Origin of the sequence: Campylobacter sp. US42a, from assembly GCF_004379055.1 — a bacterium.
Taxonomy (GTDB): Bacteria; Campylobacterota; Campylobacteria; order Campylobacterales; family Campylobacteraceae; genus Campylobacter_D; species Campylobacter_D jejuni.
In genome coordinates, this window is sequence record NZ_RYYK01000003.1 from 38,227 (window position 1) to 54,387 (window position 16,161).

Below are 16,161 nucleotides of genomic sequence, written 5' to 3' on the forward strand. Positions count from 1 at the left end.
TATCTAAAACAAAAATATAAATTTTTATTTTTTTAATCTTTTTAAATTAAATTTTTAAATTTATAAAAAAAATATATTAATTAAATCTTAATTAAAAATTTTATGATATAATTTTATAAATTTAATTACATAAAGGAGTAAAAATATGGGAAAATTTGTTAATAATATAGATGATTTTTTCAAATTTTGCAAACAAAATGAAGTGCTTTTTGTTGATTTTCGTTTTACAGATATGATAGGAACTTGGCATCATATTACCTACAATCTTCATGCAATCAATGAAGAAACATTTCAAACTGGCATTCCATTTGATGGAAGCTCAATCCATGGATGGCAACCTATAGAAAAATCAGATATGATTTTAAAACCTGATGCTCAAAGTGCTTTTTTAGATCCTTTTACGGCTGATCCTACTATCATAGTATTTTGTGATGTGTATGATATTTACAAAGGACAAATGTATGAAAAATGTCCAAGAAGCATAGCAAAAAAAGCAATGGAACACCTTAAAAATAGTGGCATAGCTGATACTGCTTACTTTGGACCAGAAAATGAATTCTTTGTTTTTGATAGTGTAAAAATAGTTGATACTACTCATTGTTCTAAGTATGAAGTTGATACCGAAGAAGGAGAGTGGAATGATGATAGAGAATTTACCGATAGCTACAATACTGGACACAGACCGAGAAACAAAGGTGGATATTTTCCAGTTCAGCCAATTGATTCTTTAGTAGATATTCGTTCTGAAATGGTTCAAACCCTTGAAAAAGTAGGTCTTAAAACTTTTGTTCATCATCATGAAGTTGCACAAGGACAAGCTGAAATAGGAGTAAATTTTGGCACGCTTGTAGAAGCAGCTGACAATGTTCAAATTTATAAATATGTTGTAAAAATGGTAGCTCATTTAAATGGCAAAACTGCCACTTTTATGCCAAAACCTTTATACGGAGATAATGGCAATGGTATGCATGTTCATATGAGCTTATGGAAAGATGGGGTAAATTTATTTTACGATAAAGATGGATACAGTGGACTTAGTCAAACTGCTATAAATTATATAGGTGGAATTTTAAAAAATGCTAGAAGTGTCGCAGCTTTTACAAATCCAAGTTCCAACTCTTACAAAAGAATAGTTCCTGGCTTTGAAGCTCCTTGTATTTTAACTTATTCTTGTCAAAACAGATCAGCAAGTTGTCGCGTTCCTTATGGCATAGGTAAAAATTCAGCTCGTATAGAAATTCGCTTCCCTGATAGCACTGCTAATCCTTATTTAGCTTTTGTTAGTCTTTTAATGGCAGGTCTTGATGGAATCAAAAATAAAACTATTCCTGTGGGTCCTATGGATGAAAATTTATTTGATCTTACTTTGGATGAAATACGTGAAAAAGGGATAGAGCAATTACCACATACTCTAAGAGGAAGTTTAGAAGCTTTAATCCGACATAATTCTTATTTAAAACCTGTAATGAGCGATATTTTTATCGATGACTATCAGCATTTAAAATTTGAAACACAAGTTTGGCCAGTAGAAGCTCGTCCAACTGCTTATGAATTTAAAACTTGCTACTCTTGCTAAAAATTTAATGGCGTTTAACACGCCATTAAACACAAAAAAGAATTAAAAATTATTTATTTTATATCAACTATCGCTTAAGCTGATTTACAATTCCTAGCATATCATCACTTGTTGTAATTGCCTTAGAACCCGCTTCATAAGCTCTTTGTCCTGTGATAAGATCTGTCATTTCTTCAACAAGCTGAACATTACTAAGTTCTATAAATCCATGTCTTATTGTTCCAAGCCCATCTTGTCCTGCTATACCCGCAACAGGTGCACCACTTGCTCCTGTTTCGAGATAAAGATTATCACCCATAGAATGAAGACCCGCTGGATTTATAAACTGAACTAGCTCCACTTGGCCAATTTGAGTTTCTTGTTGCTCCCCTGGTAGCATTACAGAAACGGTTCCATCTGTAGCAACATTAATTGCTGTTGCGCCTTCAGGTATTGTCATTTCAGGTAAAAGTCTATAACCATCTGAATTTACAATATTACCTTCATTATCTTTTGTAAATTGCCCATTTCTAGTATATCCTATAGTGCCATCAGGAAGTTGTATTTGAAAAAACCCATTACCTGCAATAGCCATATCAAGACCATCGGTACTTGTTGATTTTAAATTTCCTTCAGTAAAAACTTTAGTTACCGCTGTTGGACGCACACCCACACCCACTTCTATACCCGAAGGAGAAAGAGTAGTAGCTGAAGTTGAAGTTCCTGCATACTTCATAACTTGATACATAAGATCAGCAAATTCTGCGCGACTTTTCTTAAAACCTGCTGTATTAACATTGGCGATGTTATTTGAAGTAACATCAATTTGTGTTTGCTGCGCTACCATTCCCGTAGCAGCAGTATGAAGTGATCTCATCATTTTTAATCCTTTTTTATTTTATTTTAAATTATTTAACAGCTGCAAGCTTATTGATAGCTTCTTGATTTAAGTCATCCATATGAGCTGTCATAACTTTTTGATACATTTCTACCATTCTGTTTGCTTCAATCAGTCCTACCATTTCAGTAACTGGATTAACATTTGATCCCTGAGAAAAACCTTGGCGAATAGCATTGGAGTTTTCCAAATCTCTAATGCGGGTTAGATCATCTATTTTATAGACATTATCCCCATCTTTTTGCAAAGCTCTTATATCATCTACTTGTGCTACAAATAATCTTGCATTTTGAGCTCCATCAACCTCAATGCTTCCGTTTTTATCAACGCTAATTTGAACAGCACCATTAGGAATGCGTATGCCAGCATTCTGAGGATTATTAAAATAATCACTACTTAATACCTTGTATCCTTGCTTATTTACCAAATAACCCTCATCATCAAGTTGAAAATTTCCATCTTTAGTTAATCTTACTTCTCCATCTTTGGTTTGAACCAAATAAAAAGCATCTTCTCTAGTCATTGCCAAATCCAAAGGATTGTTTGTGGCCTTTAAAGAACCTAGGCTAAAATCCGTATATTCTTGAGAAACTTGTGGGATTCCATCTATTGTAGTATTTACAAAACGAGATGCATCTCTTGTGTGATTTTCTATAGGCAACTCATCCTGAGTTTCTTTAAAAATCCTTTTAAAATCTGCAATAACCACATCATCTCTTTTGTATCCACTTGTATTAATATTGGCAAGATTATTAGTAATCACATCAAGTTTATTAAACTGAGTTACCATTCCGCCAGTTGCTTGATAATATCCATTTTGCATATTTTCACCTATAAAATTAAGATTTTATAGCTATAAAAGCAAAGAGTGTTCCAACTTTTAAAAACAAAGAAAAATAAATATTTGAAAGATTATTAGGAGAGAATTTTAAACTATAAAAAGCAAGATTTGACTCAATCTTGCTTTAAAATCAATTTTAATCCATTTGACGACGCAAGAAAGTCGGTGTTTCAATTTGCGCCATTATCTCTTCATCGTAACCACCGCTTACCTTTTTAAGACTTAAATAAGGATTTTTCTTAGAAGCTTGAGCTTCTTCGGTAGATTTTTTAGCTACTGTATCTTTGTCTTCAAACCCTGTCGCAATAATAGTCACTTCAACTCTATCTTCCATACTATCATCTGTGGTAGAACCAAAAATAATCTTAGCATTTTCATCAACAATTTCTTGTATACTATTTGCTGCTGCTGAAATTTCAAACAAAGAGCAATTAGAACTTGTTTTAAAATGTAAAATAACTCCCTTGGCACCTTTAATATCCATTCCATCAAGCAAAGGAGATTCTATAGCGTTTGAAAGAGCCTCTTCTATAGCATTTTCACCACTAGCACTACCAACGCCCATAAGTGCGAGTCCGCGATGACTCATGATGGTTCTTACATCTGCAAAGTCAACATTAATATCTCCATTATCAAGCAAGATAGACACCATACCTTTTACAGCACGAGCTAAAATATCATCAACCAATCTAAAAGCATCTTTAATGCCTGCTTTTTTATCAATAATGCTCAATAATTTTTCATTTTGAATTACAAGAATAGAATCACTTTCTTTTTTAAGCTCAAGGAGACCGCTTTCAGCAAGTTTTTTTCTTTGTTTTCCTTCGAATGCAAAAGGCATAGTTACAACAGAAACAGTTAAAGCTCCAATCTCTTTAGCTGCTTGTGCAATAACTGGAGTGGCACCCGTTCCAGTACCTCCACCAAAACCTGAAGCAATAAATACAATATCACTTTGACTAAGACTTGCTTTTATTTCTTCAAAACTTTCTCTAGCACTTTCTGCACCTACTTCAGGAAGCATACCAGCACCTAAACCTTTAGTTTTTTTCTCGCCAAGTTGAATTTTAGTTTTTGCTAATGAAATTGAAATAGCTTGTGCATCAGTATTTGCTGCAATTAAATCAAGATCATTTAATCCCATTTTAACCATATGGTTGATCATATTACCGCCACCGCCACCGCAGCCTATAACCTTAATTTTTGCACCTTTATTATGTTGCATTTCTTCTACTAAAAATTCACTCATAAAAATTTCTCCTTGTTAAAATTGATTCATAATTTTATGCCAGATATTTGAAAAAACGCTAGGTTTTTTTTCTTTTGGCTCTTTAAAATCTAATTGTTCTTGTATTGCAATTGTATCATTTTCTTGCAAATTTTCATCAAAAAAATCAGATTTTATTTCACTTTCTGCATCTTTTTGCAAAACAATATCTTGTTTAATTTGACGATTAAAATTTTCAATTTCCCCTTTATATCTTAATTTTTCATTAGAATCAAGTTCATAAGGCGTAAAATACCCCGCTCCATATAAACAAAGTCCTATAGCACAAGTATTTTCAGGATCATTAAAAATTTCACTAAAACCAGTAATCAAATCTTTTCTTGCAGTAGCTAGTCTAACTGAGCGATTATCAAATGTTGCAGGAGCTAGCTCATCAATACCTGCTAACTTAGTCATTCCACCTGTTAAAACAACTCCACCGCCTATAGCATTGGCATAACGATTATCACTTAAGATTTTTGCCAAAATCATCAAAGTTTCTTCCGCTCTTGCATAAATTACGTTTGAAATAATATCCAAAGAAACTTCATTAACCTTTCTTTCATCACCCATTGAAGGAATTTGTATAAGGGTATTAGGCTGTTGTGAAAGAGCTGCATAATTAAGCTTGATTTTTTCTGCTTCTTTTAAAGGTGTATGCAATGCCATTGATAAATCTTGGGTAATATTAATCGAGCCAATTTGCAAACAATCATTATATCTAATTGAATTTCCAGTATGAACAACCATATCACAAATCGCTCCACCCATATCAATCAAAACAGCACCTAATTCCTTTTCACTATCATCTAAACAAGCTATAGCTGAAGCATATCCTGAAAGAACTATATTATCCACTCTTAAATCAGCTAATTCAACTGCTTTCTTAAGATTTTTAATATGAGATTCTTGTGAAATCACTATATGGGTTGAAACTTCTAAACGATTGCCGCTCATTCCCAAAGGATCATCAACATGTTCAAGATCATTAACCTTAAAATTATAAGGCAAAACATGGATAATTTCATAACCACTTGGTAGATTGGCAGTATGCTTAGCTGTACTTACAGCACGATGAATTTCTTTAATGCCTATTTCATGATTTGGAATATTAACAACACCTATGCTATCAACGCTTTTAGTATAAGCACCTGATATAGACACCACAACCTTATCATAATGAACTCCACTCATCATCTCAGCACTTCTAACAGCTTCTTCAATAGATTTAGAAGCAAGCTCTATATTGGTAATGGCACCTTTTTTAACCCCGTTGGTTTTCGACTTGGAAAAACCAATAATTTTTAATCCATCTTCATCTTTTTGAGCAATAATGGCACAAGTCTGGGTTGAGCCTAAGTCAATTCCTAATATATTCAAAATCAATTCCCTTTATAATAAATTTTTATCGGATATATCTTTTTAAGTTCATCAACAAGTTCTTGCTTAAGCTCATTTGCTTTTAAATTTTGCAAATTTTGCTTAAGCATAGTTTTGTATTGTTCAAATTTATCGGAGTTCATATCTAATTTTTGTTTATTTATTTTATATAATATTGCTTTATTATCATTAATAATCACATAAGAACTATTTTTATCGGTATTAAATACATTCATTAAAAAATAAGCAAATTCAGAGTCATTTAATATCTTATCACTAAGCTTTACACTCTCGCGAGAACTATCTCGACTTACAAAGCCTATATCATCGCCTTTAAAATTTACTAAACTATTTTTAGCTTTTTCTTCTAAATTTTTTCTAGCTTGTTCGCTTAAATACATAGGTAAAACTTCTTCTCTAGCTTCTTCAAAAGTTTTATTTCTTATAGGATCTACTTTATTTAGTTTAACTATGATATATCCGCTATTATAAGGTGCTGGTCGTAAAACATCTCCATTTTTAGCTTTATTCAAAAGATCAATTGGATAATAAACATCAGATTCACTAATATTTTGATCTTTTTGAAAATTATCTTTCCCATTTTTTAAATCTAAAAATTTAGCATTAGCCACATTCTTTAGTTGCATTAAAGCATAATCTTTAGCAACTTCATTTTTAGCAGACTGAAAATCCATCACTTTACCTGCAAAATCTTTATATTTTAGTTTATTTTCATCTTGATTATAAAATTTTTCTAATTCTTTGTCGTCAATTTTCTCATTGCTAACTGGCAAAAAATAAGTTGAAATTTCATATATTTTTTTAGTTTTATAATCTTCTTTATGTTCATTCCAAAGCTTTTTTAAATCCTCTTCATTAATCTTAATATTTTTTTTGTCATAATCAATTTTTGCAATACTTAAAGCATCTTGCATGAAATAACTAGAAGCTAACATTTTTAATTCTTCATCTTTGCTAGGAATATTAAAAATTTGATTAAGTTTATCGGTAATTACTTCATTTGCAAGTTGTGTTTCATAATCTTTTGGAGTTAAATTATTGGCATTTAAAAGTTCATAATAAATTGTTTTGTTAAAATCCCCTGTAGGATCTTGAAATTCTCTAGTATTTGCAAGTTTTTGTAAAATTTCATTCTCGTTTACGCCAACACCCAAATCTTTAGCAAAATTTAACAAAAGCTTATCTTCAACAAGAGAGCTTAAAGCTATATTTTTAATGCCTAGTTGCTCAGCATTTTCTGGAGTTAAAGCACCATTGCTAATTTGATTATAATAACTTAAAATTTGTCTATATCTAGTATCAAATTCGCTAAAACCTATCTTTTCATTTCCTACGGTTGCAACACTCGAACTTCTATTGAGATTAAAATCATAAGCACCCCAACCTAAAAAGCCGGCGCCAACAAAAGCTATAGTACTAACCCATATAGTAACAACAAGATATTTTTTGTGATGTTGCATCCAAGTAAGCATATCATTCCTTGATTAAATTTAAACTAGATATTGTATCGTAGAAGTGTTTAAGTGGAGTTTAATTATAAAATTTTTACCAAAAAATATTTGTTCTTTAAATTTTATGATTTTTACAATGAAATTTAGTTATAATTATAGTTTATAAAAATTTATTAGGATTGATTTTGGAAATTCCTCATATCCCAGTTTTGCTTAATGAAGTTCAAGAGATTTTTAAAAATCTTAAAACAGGTTATTTTTTAGACTGCACTTTAGGATTTGGCGGACATAGTGAAGCTTTGCTTAAAAATCATCCTGATCTTAAATTCATTGCTTGTGATCAAGATCAACAAGCTTTAGAATTTTCTAAAAAACGTCTTAAAGATTTTCACAATAGGATAACTTTTATACAAAGTAATTTTAGTGAAGTTTTAGAAAAAATTTCACATAAAGAAGAATTAAGAGGTATTTTAGCAGACATTGGAATTTCTTCATTTCAACTTGATAATAACGAAAGAGGTTTTAGTGTAAATTCTGACTTTTTGGATATGAGAATGAATCAAAACTCCAAAATATCGGCTTATGAGATTATTAATACTTATACAAAAGAGCAATTAACTTCCATTTTTAAAGATTATGGAGAATTGCACGATGCACATTTTATTGCTGAAAAAATTTGCCTAGAAAGAAGTAAAAATCCAATCAAAAGCGCCAAGGAACTTTATCAAATCATAGGAAAAGGCAAACAAAATCATAGAAAAATTTCCAAAGCCACTTTAGCATTTCAAGCCATTAGAATAGAAGTAAATCAAGAACTTAAAGTGCTTAAAGATTTTCTTGGGCATTTAGAAAATTTAAAACCAAAAAGTTGCATTTTAGCAATCATTAGTTTTCATTCTTTGGAAGATAGAATAGTAAAAAATTTTTTCAAAAAATGGTCAAAAAACTGCATTTGTGATGAAAAAATAATGCGTTGCGAATGTGGAAATAACCATAGCCTAGGGCAAATAATAACCAAAAAAGCTATAAGTGCAAGCAAGGAAGAACTTTTAAAAAATTCTCGCTCTAGTTGTGCTAAAATGCGGGCTTTTTATTTTAATAATTTGGACAATAAATAATGCTAGAAGATGATTTTATAAAAGAACGCCAAAACATACGCCAAAAAATGCTGAAATTTTCTCGCGCCATAAATCAAGGCAAACCGCTTGATGATGATTTAAGAGATGAAATTTCTAGCGATGATATTTTAAGACGTCGTTTTAAAAAAAAGACTCCTAATAAATTCTTAGAAGAACTCGATGAAGAGTATGAGTCAAAACATACTAAAAAATCAAATATATATTTAAAAGAAGATCTGATCAATGTTAAATTAGAAGAAAAGCAATCTCTTGCTAAAAAAATTTTTTCCAAAATGAAAGAAAGGAAAAAAGAAGAAAATAAAAAAACTAAAAAAATTTTTTCATTTGGAAGAAAAAAAACAAACGAAATAAAAAATATTCAAACCAAACCAAAATTTCAAACAAAAAATGATCAAAATCCTATCCAAGATAAAAAAGAAAAAAAAGAATCTATAAAATCTATAGAAAAAATTCAAAAAACTGAACCTAAAATACAAAATTCCCAAACTATAGAAAAACGACCTGATATTAAAAAACAACCCGATATTAAACAAAGTTTGGAAAATTTACAAAAAAAAATAACACCACAAGAAAATAAACAAGAACTTCCAAAACCATCTAATCAAGCTCAAGAAAAACAACAAAATGATGAAGATGCTCAAAAGGCAAAAAATGTTTTACTAGAAGGCTTCTCTAATGCCACCAAAGAAGATAGAAACCTAAATTTCAATCATCTTCTTTTTGCGGCTTTGCTTGTTAGTTTTGCGTTATTTTTATTTGCTCCACAAATTTATATTAGAAATCAAATTTATTATCTTAGTAGAGAAATTGCTACATTAAGAACAGAAGAAAGTGTTTTAAACGAAGAAAATAAAGACTTAAAAAGAAGACTTGAAAATATGCGATTCCAAAATCAAATTTTAGATTATTTAGAATGAATAATCTTATCTAAAACATACTGCTCTAAATTTGCTTTTGGAATTTCTTCTTTTAAGGCTTCCTTATAAATTTCACCTGCCATTATAGAGTATTTTTCATAAGCAAAATAAGGGAAATGCAAAGCCCAAGCTTTTTGTATTATTTTTTTTGAGATTATTTTGCGAGTATAAACTTTAAAAATATCATATCCTATAAATACACAAGCAGTAACCATAACAGCACTCACTATGCTTATATGAAAGTCAAGTTTTGTTAAAAAATAATGAGTAATTAAAAGCAACGGCAACAAAACCACAGCACAAAAAACACCAAAATAAATGTAAGAATTTAAAATTTTGAAATTAAAATTTAGCTTAGAAGGATCTACAAGCATACCGTCATTAAAAAGTGCATTTGCCTCTAATAAATCCTTCACTAAAACAGGTTGTTCTGATACTTTAAATAAAAAACGAAGGCTAAATTCTTTAAATTTTTTCATAATCCACGCTTTATTTTTTAATTAAAATTTTATCTAAACAAAATTAATTTTTACTAAATATAATCCTCTTTCAATTGCTTATTAATTCTTCTGTGATTCTAGCGATTTCTAATTCTTCATCTGTAGGAATAACAAGCACTTTAACTTTAGAATTTGCATGATTTATCATTCTTTCGCCCGAAATCCTTTGTTTGTTAAGTTCAAAATCTAACTCGATACCAAGATGAGCTAATCTCTCACATACTTTTTGTCGAACCAAACTATCATTTTCTCCTATGCCACCTGTAAAAATAATAGCATCGGTTTTTGGCAACACAGCAAAGTAGGATCCTATATATTTAACAAGACGATAACAAAACATATCAAGAGCCAAGCGTGCTTTATCATTACCTTGTTCTATCTCTCTTTCTATATCTCTAAAATCATTATAACCGCAAATTCCATATACTCCACTTTTTTTATTCATCAGTGTATCTATTTCTTCTATAGTTAAACCCTTAAGATGACTAATAAAAGGTAAAATAGCAGGATCTAAATCTCCACAACGCGTTCCCATAACAAGCCCCTCAAGCGGAGTAAATCCCATAGAAGTATCTACACTCTTACCTTTTTCTATGGCACATACACTTGCACCATTTCCAAGATGAGCAGAGATAACATTTAGTTCACTTTTATCTTTTTCAAGCAAACTTGCCGCTCTAGAACTAACAAAAGCATGAGAAGTCCCATGAAAACCATATCTTCTAATATTATGCTTATCATAAAAATCATAAGGCAAAGCATACATATAAGCAAAATCAGGCATAGTGCGATGAAAAGCTGTATCGAAAATAGCCACATTTGCAACACTAGGTGCAGCTTTAATCATTGTTTTTATACCTGCTAAATGGGCAGGATTATGCAAAGGAGCAAAAATACTAACCCTATCTATCTCTTTAAGAACATAGTCATCTACTAAACAATGCTCACTTAAATTTCTTCCCCCGTGAACTATACGATGACCGCAGCCATCAAGAGCATTTAAATCTGCTAAAATTCCTGATTCTTTAAAAAGCTCATTGACTATACTAAGTCCTTCTTCGTGATTATTTATCGTTAATTCTCTTTCAAAACTTTCATTATTTAAAACATTTTTTAATATAACTTTTGAATTTTGCTCTCCGATTTTCTCTACTAAGCCACTCGCTTTAACGACTTTATTATCAAAAAATTTAAATTTAATCGATGAAGAACCCGAATTTAAAACTAAAATTTTCATTTATTATTCCTTTCTATTGAGCTTGTATAGCACTTAAAATAACAGTATCTACAATATCATCTACCAAACATCCACGACTTAAATCATTAACAGGTTTTTTAAGACCTTGCAAAATAGGACCGATTGCTAAAGCATTAGCAGTTCTTTGAACTGCTTTGTAACAAATATTTGCTGCATTAAGATCAGGAAAAATATACACATTTGCATGGCCTGCTATCTTAGAATTTGGCATTTTCTTTGCTGCAGTCTTTGGATCATAAGCGCAATCAAACTGCATAGGACCATCTATATTTAACTCAGGGTATTTTTCTTTAGCAATCTTTAATGCTTCTTTTACAAGATCTACACTTTCCCCTTTACCGCTATCACCACTAGAATAAGAAAGCAAAGCTATTCTTGGTTCAAGTCCAAAAGATTTAGCAGTCATAGCACTTACATAAGCACTAGTTGCAAGCTGTTCAGCAGTTGGACTTGGGTTTACAGCACAATCAGCAAAAGCTAAAACTTGATCTTCAAGCCCCATAAAGAAAATTCCCGAAACAGAACTAATACCTTCTTTGGTTTTAATAAGCTGCAATGCAGGGCGAATCGTTTCAGCTGTAGTAGTTGATGCTCCACTAACCATAGCATCAGCTTTTCCAGTATGTATAAGCAAAGTTCCAAAATAAGTTTTATCCTGAACTAGCATCTTAGCCTCTTCTAAACTCATTCCTTTAGATTTTCTTGCCTCATAAAGAATGGAAGTAAATTCTTGATTATATTCTGAATTGAGCGGATTCATAATTTGTATAGTACTTAAATCAAGACTTAATCTAGCAGCATCTTGTTTGATTTTTTCCTCATCACCCAATAAAATAAGATCAACAACTTTACTTTTTAATAAAATTTCAGCAGCTTTTAAAATTCTCTCATCATTACTTTCTGGCAAAACAACAGTTTTTTTATTTTTTACGCTTTGTTTAATCAATTCATATTTAAAACGATGCGGAGTTATAAAATCATACTCTTCAAGCTTTTGCACTTCTTCAAAATTAAAATTTTCATTAATCAAAACATAATTACGACCATCTAGGGCATGATCGAAATATTTTTGAGCTATAAGTTTATCCTCATCGTTAATAATAGCAGCGATAGGGGTATTAAGATTTTTAGCCAATTTTATACTAAGATCAAATCCATCAAGTATTCCAAATTCGCAAAAGCTATTTACAAGCACAAAATCGTATTTGCGTTTTAACTCTTCGTATTCTTCTAAAATAACATTAAAAAAATTATGAGGATCTTTGCTAAATTCCTCCATTGCCTCTCTAAAGGTAAAACCATAAGCGCTTTTTACAGTTTGATTGATATTAAATTCTTCTAACCAACCTTGCAAAACAGGGACGCGATGTATGTATATTACAGGGCAATAAATTGCGATATTTTTGTAAATTTTGCTATAATTTTTAAGCAAATTTGTACTAATAATAGTATTTAACTCATCACTTCTAGATCTCATCAAATAAAGATTTGCCATCATTTTCTCCTTGAATTTATAAATGTGGAACACTCTTTGCTTTTTCTAATTTTAACAAAGAAAAATAAAAATTCATATTTTAAAGGACGAAAATGAAAAAAGTTTTATTTTATGTGTTACCGTTTGCATTTTTTGGTTGTTCTGCAACAGTTGATCCGCAAATTTCAATGAAACCACCTGCTTATGTAGAAGAACTTGCACCAAAACAAAGTAATAATGTAGAAAGTGCACCAGGATCGCTTTTTGGCAAAGGAGATAATCCTTTATTTTCGGATAAAAAAGCTATGAATGTAAATGATTTAGTTACAGTTGTTATACAAGAAAGTACCACTCAAAGCACACAAGCTAATAAAGCAACAAGTAGAACTAATACCTCAAATTTAGGCGGAGGTGCTTTAACAGGAAGTTCAGGAGTGGTAGCTAATGCTCTTAATAAAGTCAACGCTTATTCTAATATAGGCTTTCAAACCAATAGTTCAAACAACTACACAGGAACAGGCTCACAAAGCAGAAATGAAAGTTTCAATACTACAATTTCAACGCGTGTAATTAAAATTTTATCAAATGGTAATTATTTTATCGAAGGCTCAAGAGAGCTTTTAATCAATGGAGAGAAACAAATCATACAATTAAGCGGTGTTATTCGTCCTTATGACATCGGTCAAGACAATACTATAGATAGTAAATATATAGCAGATGCTAAAATTCTTTATAAAACAGAAGGTGAAGTGGATAGAAGCACAAGAAAACCTTGGGGTAGCAAAGTTATAGAAGCGATATGGCCATTCTAAAAGCAAGGTTAAACCTTGCTTCTTGGCTTTTATTCTTTTACAGTCCTACTTTTAACCTCATCTTCAACTTCAGCTAAAAATCTATCTACAAGTTCACTTTCTTTTAATTTAGCTACAACTTCACCATGTCTTATGACAAGTCCTTGATTTTTCCCAAAGGCTATAGCCACATCAGCCCCCTTAGCTTCACCTAAAGCATTTACCACACAACCCATGACACTGATATTTAAAGGTTCTTTTATATGCTTGGTTTTTTCTTCTATGATTTTAATCGCGCTTAACAAATCACTTTGAATCCTACCGCAAGTTGGACATGAGATGATATTTACTCCGCTTTTTTGCACTCCACTATCTTGCAAAATCGCTCTTGCTACACGAATTTCTTCTTCAAGCTCACCCGTCATAGAAACACGCATAGTATCGCCTATACCTTTAAGAAGTAAATTTCCTAAAGCTATAGAACTTTTTACAGTGCTATGAAATTTAGTTCCTGCTTCAGTTACCCCTAAGTGAAAAGGATAATCACAAAGCGGTCTTAATCTCTCATAAGCTTCTATAGTTTTTTGAGCATCTGAAGTCTTCATGGAAATTTTAATATCAAAAAAGTCTAAATCCTCTAAAAGCTTGATATTATACATCGCACTTTCTAGCATAGCATCGACACCATAGCCAAATTTATCGCTAAATTGTTTTTCTATGGAGCCGTGATTTACACCGATACGTATAGGGATACCCCGTTCTTTACATGCTTTTACCACTTCTTTGATATTTTCTTTAGAGCCTATATTGCCAGGATTTATACGCACTCCATCGATAAATTCAGCACAATATACAGCCAAATTATGATTAAAATGAATATCTACGATTAAAGGCAAAGGACTTTTAGTTTTAATCTCTTTTAAAGCCCTTGCATCAGCCATATCCAAGCACGCCAAACGTACTATATTTGCTCCTGCAAAATAAAGACGATTGATTTGCTCTAAAGAACCTTCTATATCTCTTGTCTTAGTAAAAAGCATAGATTGAACTGAAATGGGTGCATCACCGCCTATTAAAACATTTCCTACTTTGATTTGTCTGGTTTTAAATCTTTTATACTCCATAACTTCACTCTTTGAAAAATTTTAATATCAAATTTTAACTTTTTATTGCTTTAATTAAAGTTTATTTTTGATAATATATTTAAATTTCATGATATTTAAATATTTATGAATTATATATAAATTAAATACAATTAAAAGAGGTTATATGCAAAATCTTTTACTCTATATAAAAAATAACCTAACTCCAACCCTAGCTCAAATTCTTTTACAAGCTTTAAAAAATTCGAATAATGAAAAATTTTTTACCTTTGTTTTGGAAAATATTGAAACAATTTGCACTTGGCTCAATTCTAGCGAATTTAAGAATAGATATTTATCAATAAAACATCCTTATCCACCTTTAATCAATCCTAATTTTATAGAAATAGATGCTAGTCGACATTGTGCAGAATTAGCTTGGGATTTAAATTTACCCCTACCTAAACACTATAAATTTATCTATATTTCTCCACATGGCGTTGGAGCAGCAGCATTTTTAAGATACCTTAATCAATGTTGCGATGTAACTTGTTTTGCCTCCTGGGTTTTACCGCCTGATGCCAAAGAAAGATATTGTCTTAATTACATGTGTCTAAATGACAATACGATTACTCAATATGCTATTAATATATCAGAAATTAATCTACCTTATTTTGATAAATATCTATCTTTATTGGATTTTAACTCTAAAATTATTTGCGGAGTTCGCGATCCAATAGGAATTTTAAAGCATAACTGGGGAAGAGATTGGAGTAAAGTTTTAAGAAACTATCCCTCTGAATTTAATCTAACTTATGATTGGCGTTATTATATTGACTATCTTACTCATCAAAATCATAAAATTAAAATCGATATAAACGAACTACAACAAGGAGTTTTTATCATCTCTTATTTATTAAAATATTTTAACAAAGACAATGTATACTATCTTGATATGGAAGAAATCCGCCAATCAAAGGCCTTCGATACCATGAATTTACTTGCTATAAATTTTAATTTTACCCCCCCCCATAAAGATAAATTAGATTTATTTAAAATTAAAGAATTTAGAGGTTATATTCGCTATCTTTTTCCTATCACACTCTATGCAAATTCTAAAGATATTAATAACACCTTTTATCTTAATACTCCTAAAAATAATAAAAATTTCAATATTGATAAAACTTCTAGCATTCCCATAATTTTAGACAGAAAACATATCAATCATGAAAAAATAGACATAATACAAGAAATTATAAAAAACGATCTATGTAATGATATGGGTGTATATATTGATAAAAATGATTTTAAACAATTAGAACAAAACAATCTTTTATTTTCAACAATTAAACATTATTTGTATGATTTTTTATATCAAATTAAAATAACCATAGATGAAACAGAATCAAAAATGATGAAAGAAAAAGATGTAATAGATTATTTTATAAAAAATAAATCACTTGTTTACACTTTTTTTAATATTTTTGAAAATGATCTAAATCATTTAAAGCAAAAATTTCCCAATATAATCAACTCTTGGACATACTATAAAGAATTTGAAAAAATATATAAAGACAAATAATTATA

Annotated in this window: 14 protein-coding genes; 5 read left to right on the plus strand and 9 right to left on the minus strand. The window is 30.6% G+C overall.

Going from position 1 to position 16,161, the window contains the following annotated elements; translation table 11 throughout:
- Positions 1 to 145: 145 nt before the first annotated feature.
- A complete protein-coding gene (gene glnA / locus ELQ10_RS03650; RefSeq protein ID WP_002854995.1) occupies positions 146 to 1,576 on the plus strand; it encodes a type I glutamate--ammonia ligase in 1,431 nt (476 codons plus the stop codon).
- Between the two features lie 67 nt (positions 1,577 to 1,643).
- On the opposite strand, the gene flgG is transcribed toward glnA, so the two are convergent.
- The 5 genes from flgG to ELQ10_RS03675 all read right to left on the minus strand — a co-directional run bounded on the left by flgG (position 1,644) and on the right by ELQ10_RS03675 (position 7,434).
- Complete coding sequence (flgG, locus tag ELQ10_RS03655; RefSeq protein ID WP_002852142.1) at positions 1,644 to 2,435, minus strand: flagellar basal-body rod protein FlgG; 792 nt, start codon at positions 2,433 to 2,435, stop codon at positions 1,644 to 1,646.
- Positions 2,436 to 2,463: 28 nt separating this feature from the next.
- The gene (locus ELQ10_RS03660) at positions 2,464 to 3,276 is read right to left on the minus strand and encodes a flagellar hook-basal body protein (RefSeq protein ID WP_002854829.1); all 813 of its coding nucleotides are present in this window, start codon (positions 3,274 to 3,276) and stop codon (positions 2,464 to 2,466) included.
- 154 nt (positions 3,277 to 3,430) lie between these two features.
- Entirely contained in the window at positions 3,431 to 4,543 is a 1,113-nt protein-coding gene (gene ftsZ, locus ELQ10_RS03665; protein ID WP_002852071.1) for a cell division protein FtsZ, read from the minus strand.
- Between the two features lie 15 nt (positions 4,544 to 4,558).
- Complete coding sequence (gene ftsA, locus ELQ10_RS03670) at positions 4,559 to 5,947, minus strand: cell division protein FtsA (RefSeq protein WP_074469321.1); 1,389 nt, start codon at positions 5,945 to 5,947, stop codon at positions 4,559 to 4,561.
- Positions 5,944 to 7,434: a peptidylprolyl isomerase gene (locus ELQ10_RS03675; protein ID WP_133401654.1), complete on the minus strand. Its 1,491-nt coding sequence runs from the start codon at positions 7,432 to 7,434 to the stop codon at positions 5,944 to 5,946. Before ELQ10_RS03675 ends, ftsA begins: the two co-directional genes overlap by 4 nt.
- Positions 7,435 to 7,592: 158 nt before the next feature.
- On the opposite strand from ELQ10_RS03675, the gene rsmH reads away from it, so the two are divergent.
- Entirely contained in the window at positions 7,593 to 8,531 is a 939-nt protein-coding gene (gene rsmH, locus ELQ10_RS03680; RefSeq protein ID WP_134250206.1) for a 16S rRNA (cytosine(1402)-N(4))-methyltransferase RsmH, read from the plus strand.
- The gene (locus ELQ10_RS03685) at positions 8,531 to 9,469 is read left to right on the plus strand and encodes a hypothetical protein (protein WP_134250207.1); all 939 of its coding nucleotides are present in this window, start codon (positions 8,531 to 8,533) and stop codon (positions 9,467 to 9,469) included. Before rsmH ends, ELQ10_RS03685 begins: the two co-directional genes overlap by 1 nt.
- Here the strand turns inward: ELQ10_RS03685 and ELQ10_RS03690 are convergent.
- The 3 genes from ELQ10_RS03690 to pta all read right to left on the minus strand — a co-directional run bounded on the left by ELQ10_RS03690 (position 9,457) and on the right by pta (position 12,725).
- Positions 9,457 to 9,948: a hypothetical protein gene (locus ELQ10_RS03690; RefSeq protein ID WP_002855147.1), complete on the minus strand. Its 492-nt coding sequence runs from the start codon at positions 9,946 to 9,948 to the stop codon at positions 9,457 to 9,459. The two genes, ELQ10_RS03685 and ELQ10_RS03690, sit on opposite strands and share 13 nt — an antisense overlap.
- A 70-nt stretch (positions 9,949 to 10,018) precedes the next feature.
- Positions 10,019 to 11,206, minus strand: coding sequence for an acetate kinase (locus ELQ10_RS03695; RefSeq protein ID WP_052802654.1), 1,188 nt, complete (start codon positions 11,204 to 11,206; stop codon positions 10,019 to 10,021).
- A gap of 13 nt (positions 11,207 to 11,219) precedes the next feature.
- Complete coding sequence (pta, locus tag ELQ10_RS03700) at positions 11,220 to 12,725, minus strand: phosphate acetyltransferase (protein WP_072238616.1); 1,506 nt, start codon at positions 12,723 to 12,725, stop codon at positions 11,220 to 11,222.
- Between the two features lie 89 nt (positions 12,726 to 12,814).
- On the opposite strand from pta, the gene flgH reads away from it, so the two are divergent.
- Positions 12,815 to 13,513 carry a flagellar basal body L-ring protein FlgH gene (gene flgH / locus ELQ10_RS03705; protein ID WP_002864738.1) on the plus strand — a complete coding sequence of 233 codons (699 nt, stop codon included), beginning with the start codon at positions 12,815 to 12,817 and terminating at the stop codon, positions 13,511 to 13,513.
- 29 nt (positions 13,514 to 13,542) lie between these two features.
- Here the strand turns inward: flgH and ispG are convergent, their stop codons facing one another.
- Positions 13,543 to 14,616 carry a flavodoxin-dependent (E)-4-hydroxy-3-methylbut-2-enyl-diphosphate synthase gene (ispG, locus tag ELQ10_RS03710; RefSeq protein WP_134250208.1) on the minus strand — a complete coding sequence of 358 codons (1,074 nt, stop codon included), beginning with the start codon at positions 14,614 to 14,616 and terminating at the stop codon, positions 13,543 to 13,545.
- 145 nt (positions 14,617 to 14,761) lie between these two features.
- Here ispG and ELQ10_RS03715 point away from each other — a divergent pair, with 145 nt between their 5' ends.
- Positions 14,762 to 16,156, plus strand: coding sequence for a DUF2972 domain-containing protein (locus ELQ10_RS03715; protein ID WP_057100498.1), 1,395 nt, complete (start codon positions 14,762 to 14,764; stop codon positions 16,154 to 16,156).
- The last annotated feature ends 5 nt before the right edge of the window (positions 16,157 to 16,161 follow it).

Bases quoted from the DNA above. Each gene is read 5' to 3' on its own strand.
- ftsZ (WP_002852071.1), bottom strand. From the start codon at position 4,543: ATGAGTGAATTTTTAGTAGAAGAAATGCAACATAATAAAGGTGCAAAA.
- flgH (WP_002864738.1), top strand. From the start codon at position 12,815: ATGAAAAAAGTTTTATTTTATGTGTTACCGTTTGCATTTTTTGGTTGT.
- flgG (WP_002852142.1), bottom strand. From the start codon at position 2,435: ATGATGAGATCACTTCATACTGCTGCTACGGGAATGGTAGCGCAGCAA.
- ispG (WP_134250208.1), bottom strand. From the start codon at position 14,616: ATGGAGTATAAAAGATTTAAAACCAGACAAATCAAAGTAGGAAATGTT.
- ELQ10_RS03660 (WP_002854829.1), bottom strand. From the start codon at position 3,276: ATGCAAAATGGATATTATCAAGCAACTGGCGGAATGGTAACTCAGTTT.
- glnA (WP_002854995.1), top strand. From the start codon at position 146: ATGGGAAAATTTGTTAATAATATAGATGATTTTTTCAAATTTTGCAAA.
- ELQ10_RS03690 (WP_002855147.1), bottom strand. From the start codon at position 9,948: ATGAAAAAATTTAAAGAATTTAGCCTTCGTTTTTTATTTAAAGTATCA.
- ELQ10_RS03695 (WP_052802654.1), bottom strand. From the start codon at position 11,206: ATGAAAATTTTAGTTTTAAATTCGGGTTCTTCATCGATTAAATTTAAA.
- ELQ10_RS03675 (WP_133401654.1), bottom strand. From the start codon at position 7,434: ATGCTTACTTGGATGCAACATCACAAAAAATATCTTGTTGTTACTATA.
- ELQ10_RS03685 (WP_134250207.1), top strand. From the start codon at position 8,531: ATGCTAGAAGATGATTTTATAAAAGAACGCCAAAACATACGCCAAAAA.
- ELQ10_RS03715 (WP_057100498.1), top strand. From the start codon at position 14,762: ATGCAAAATCTTTTACTCTATATAAAAAATAACCTAACTCCAACCCTA.
- pta (WP_072238616.1), bottom strand. From the start codon at position 12,725: ATGATGGCAAATCTTTATTTGATGAGATCTAGAAGTGATGAGTTAAAT.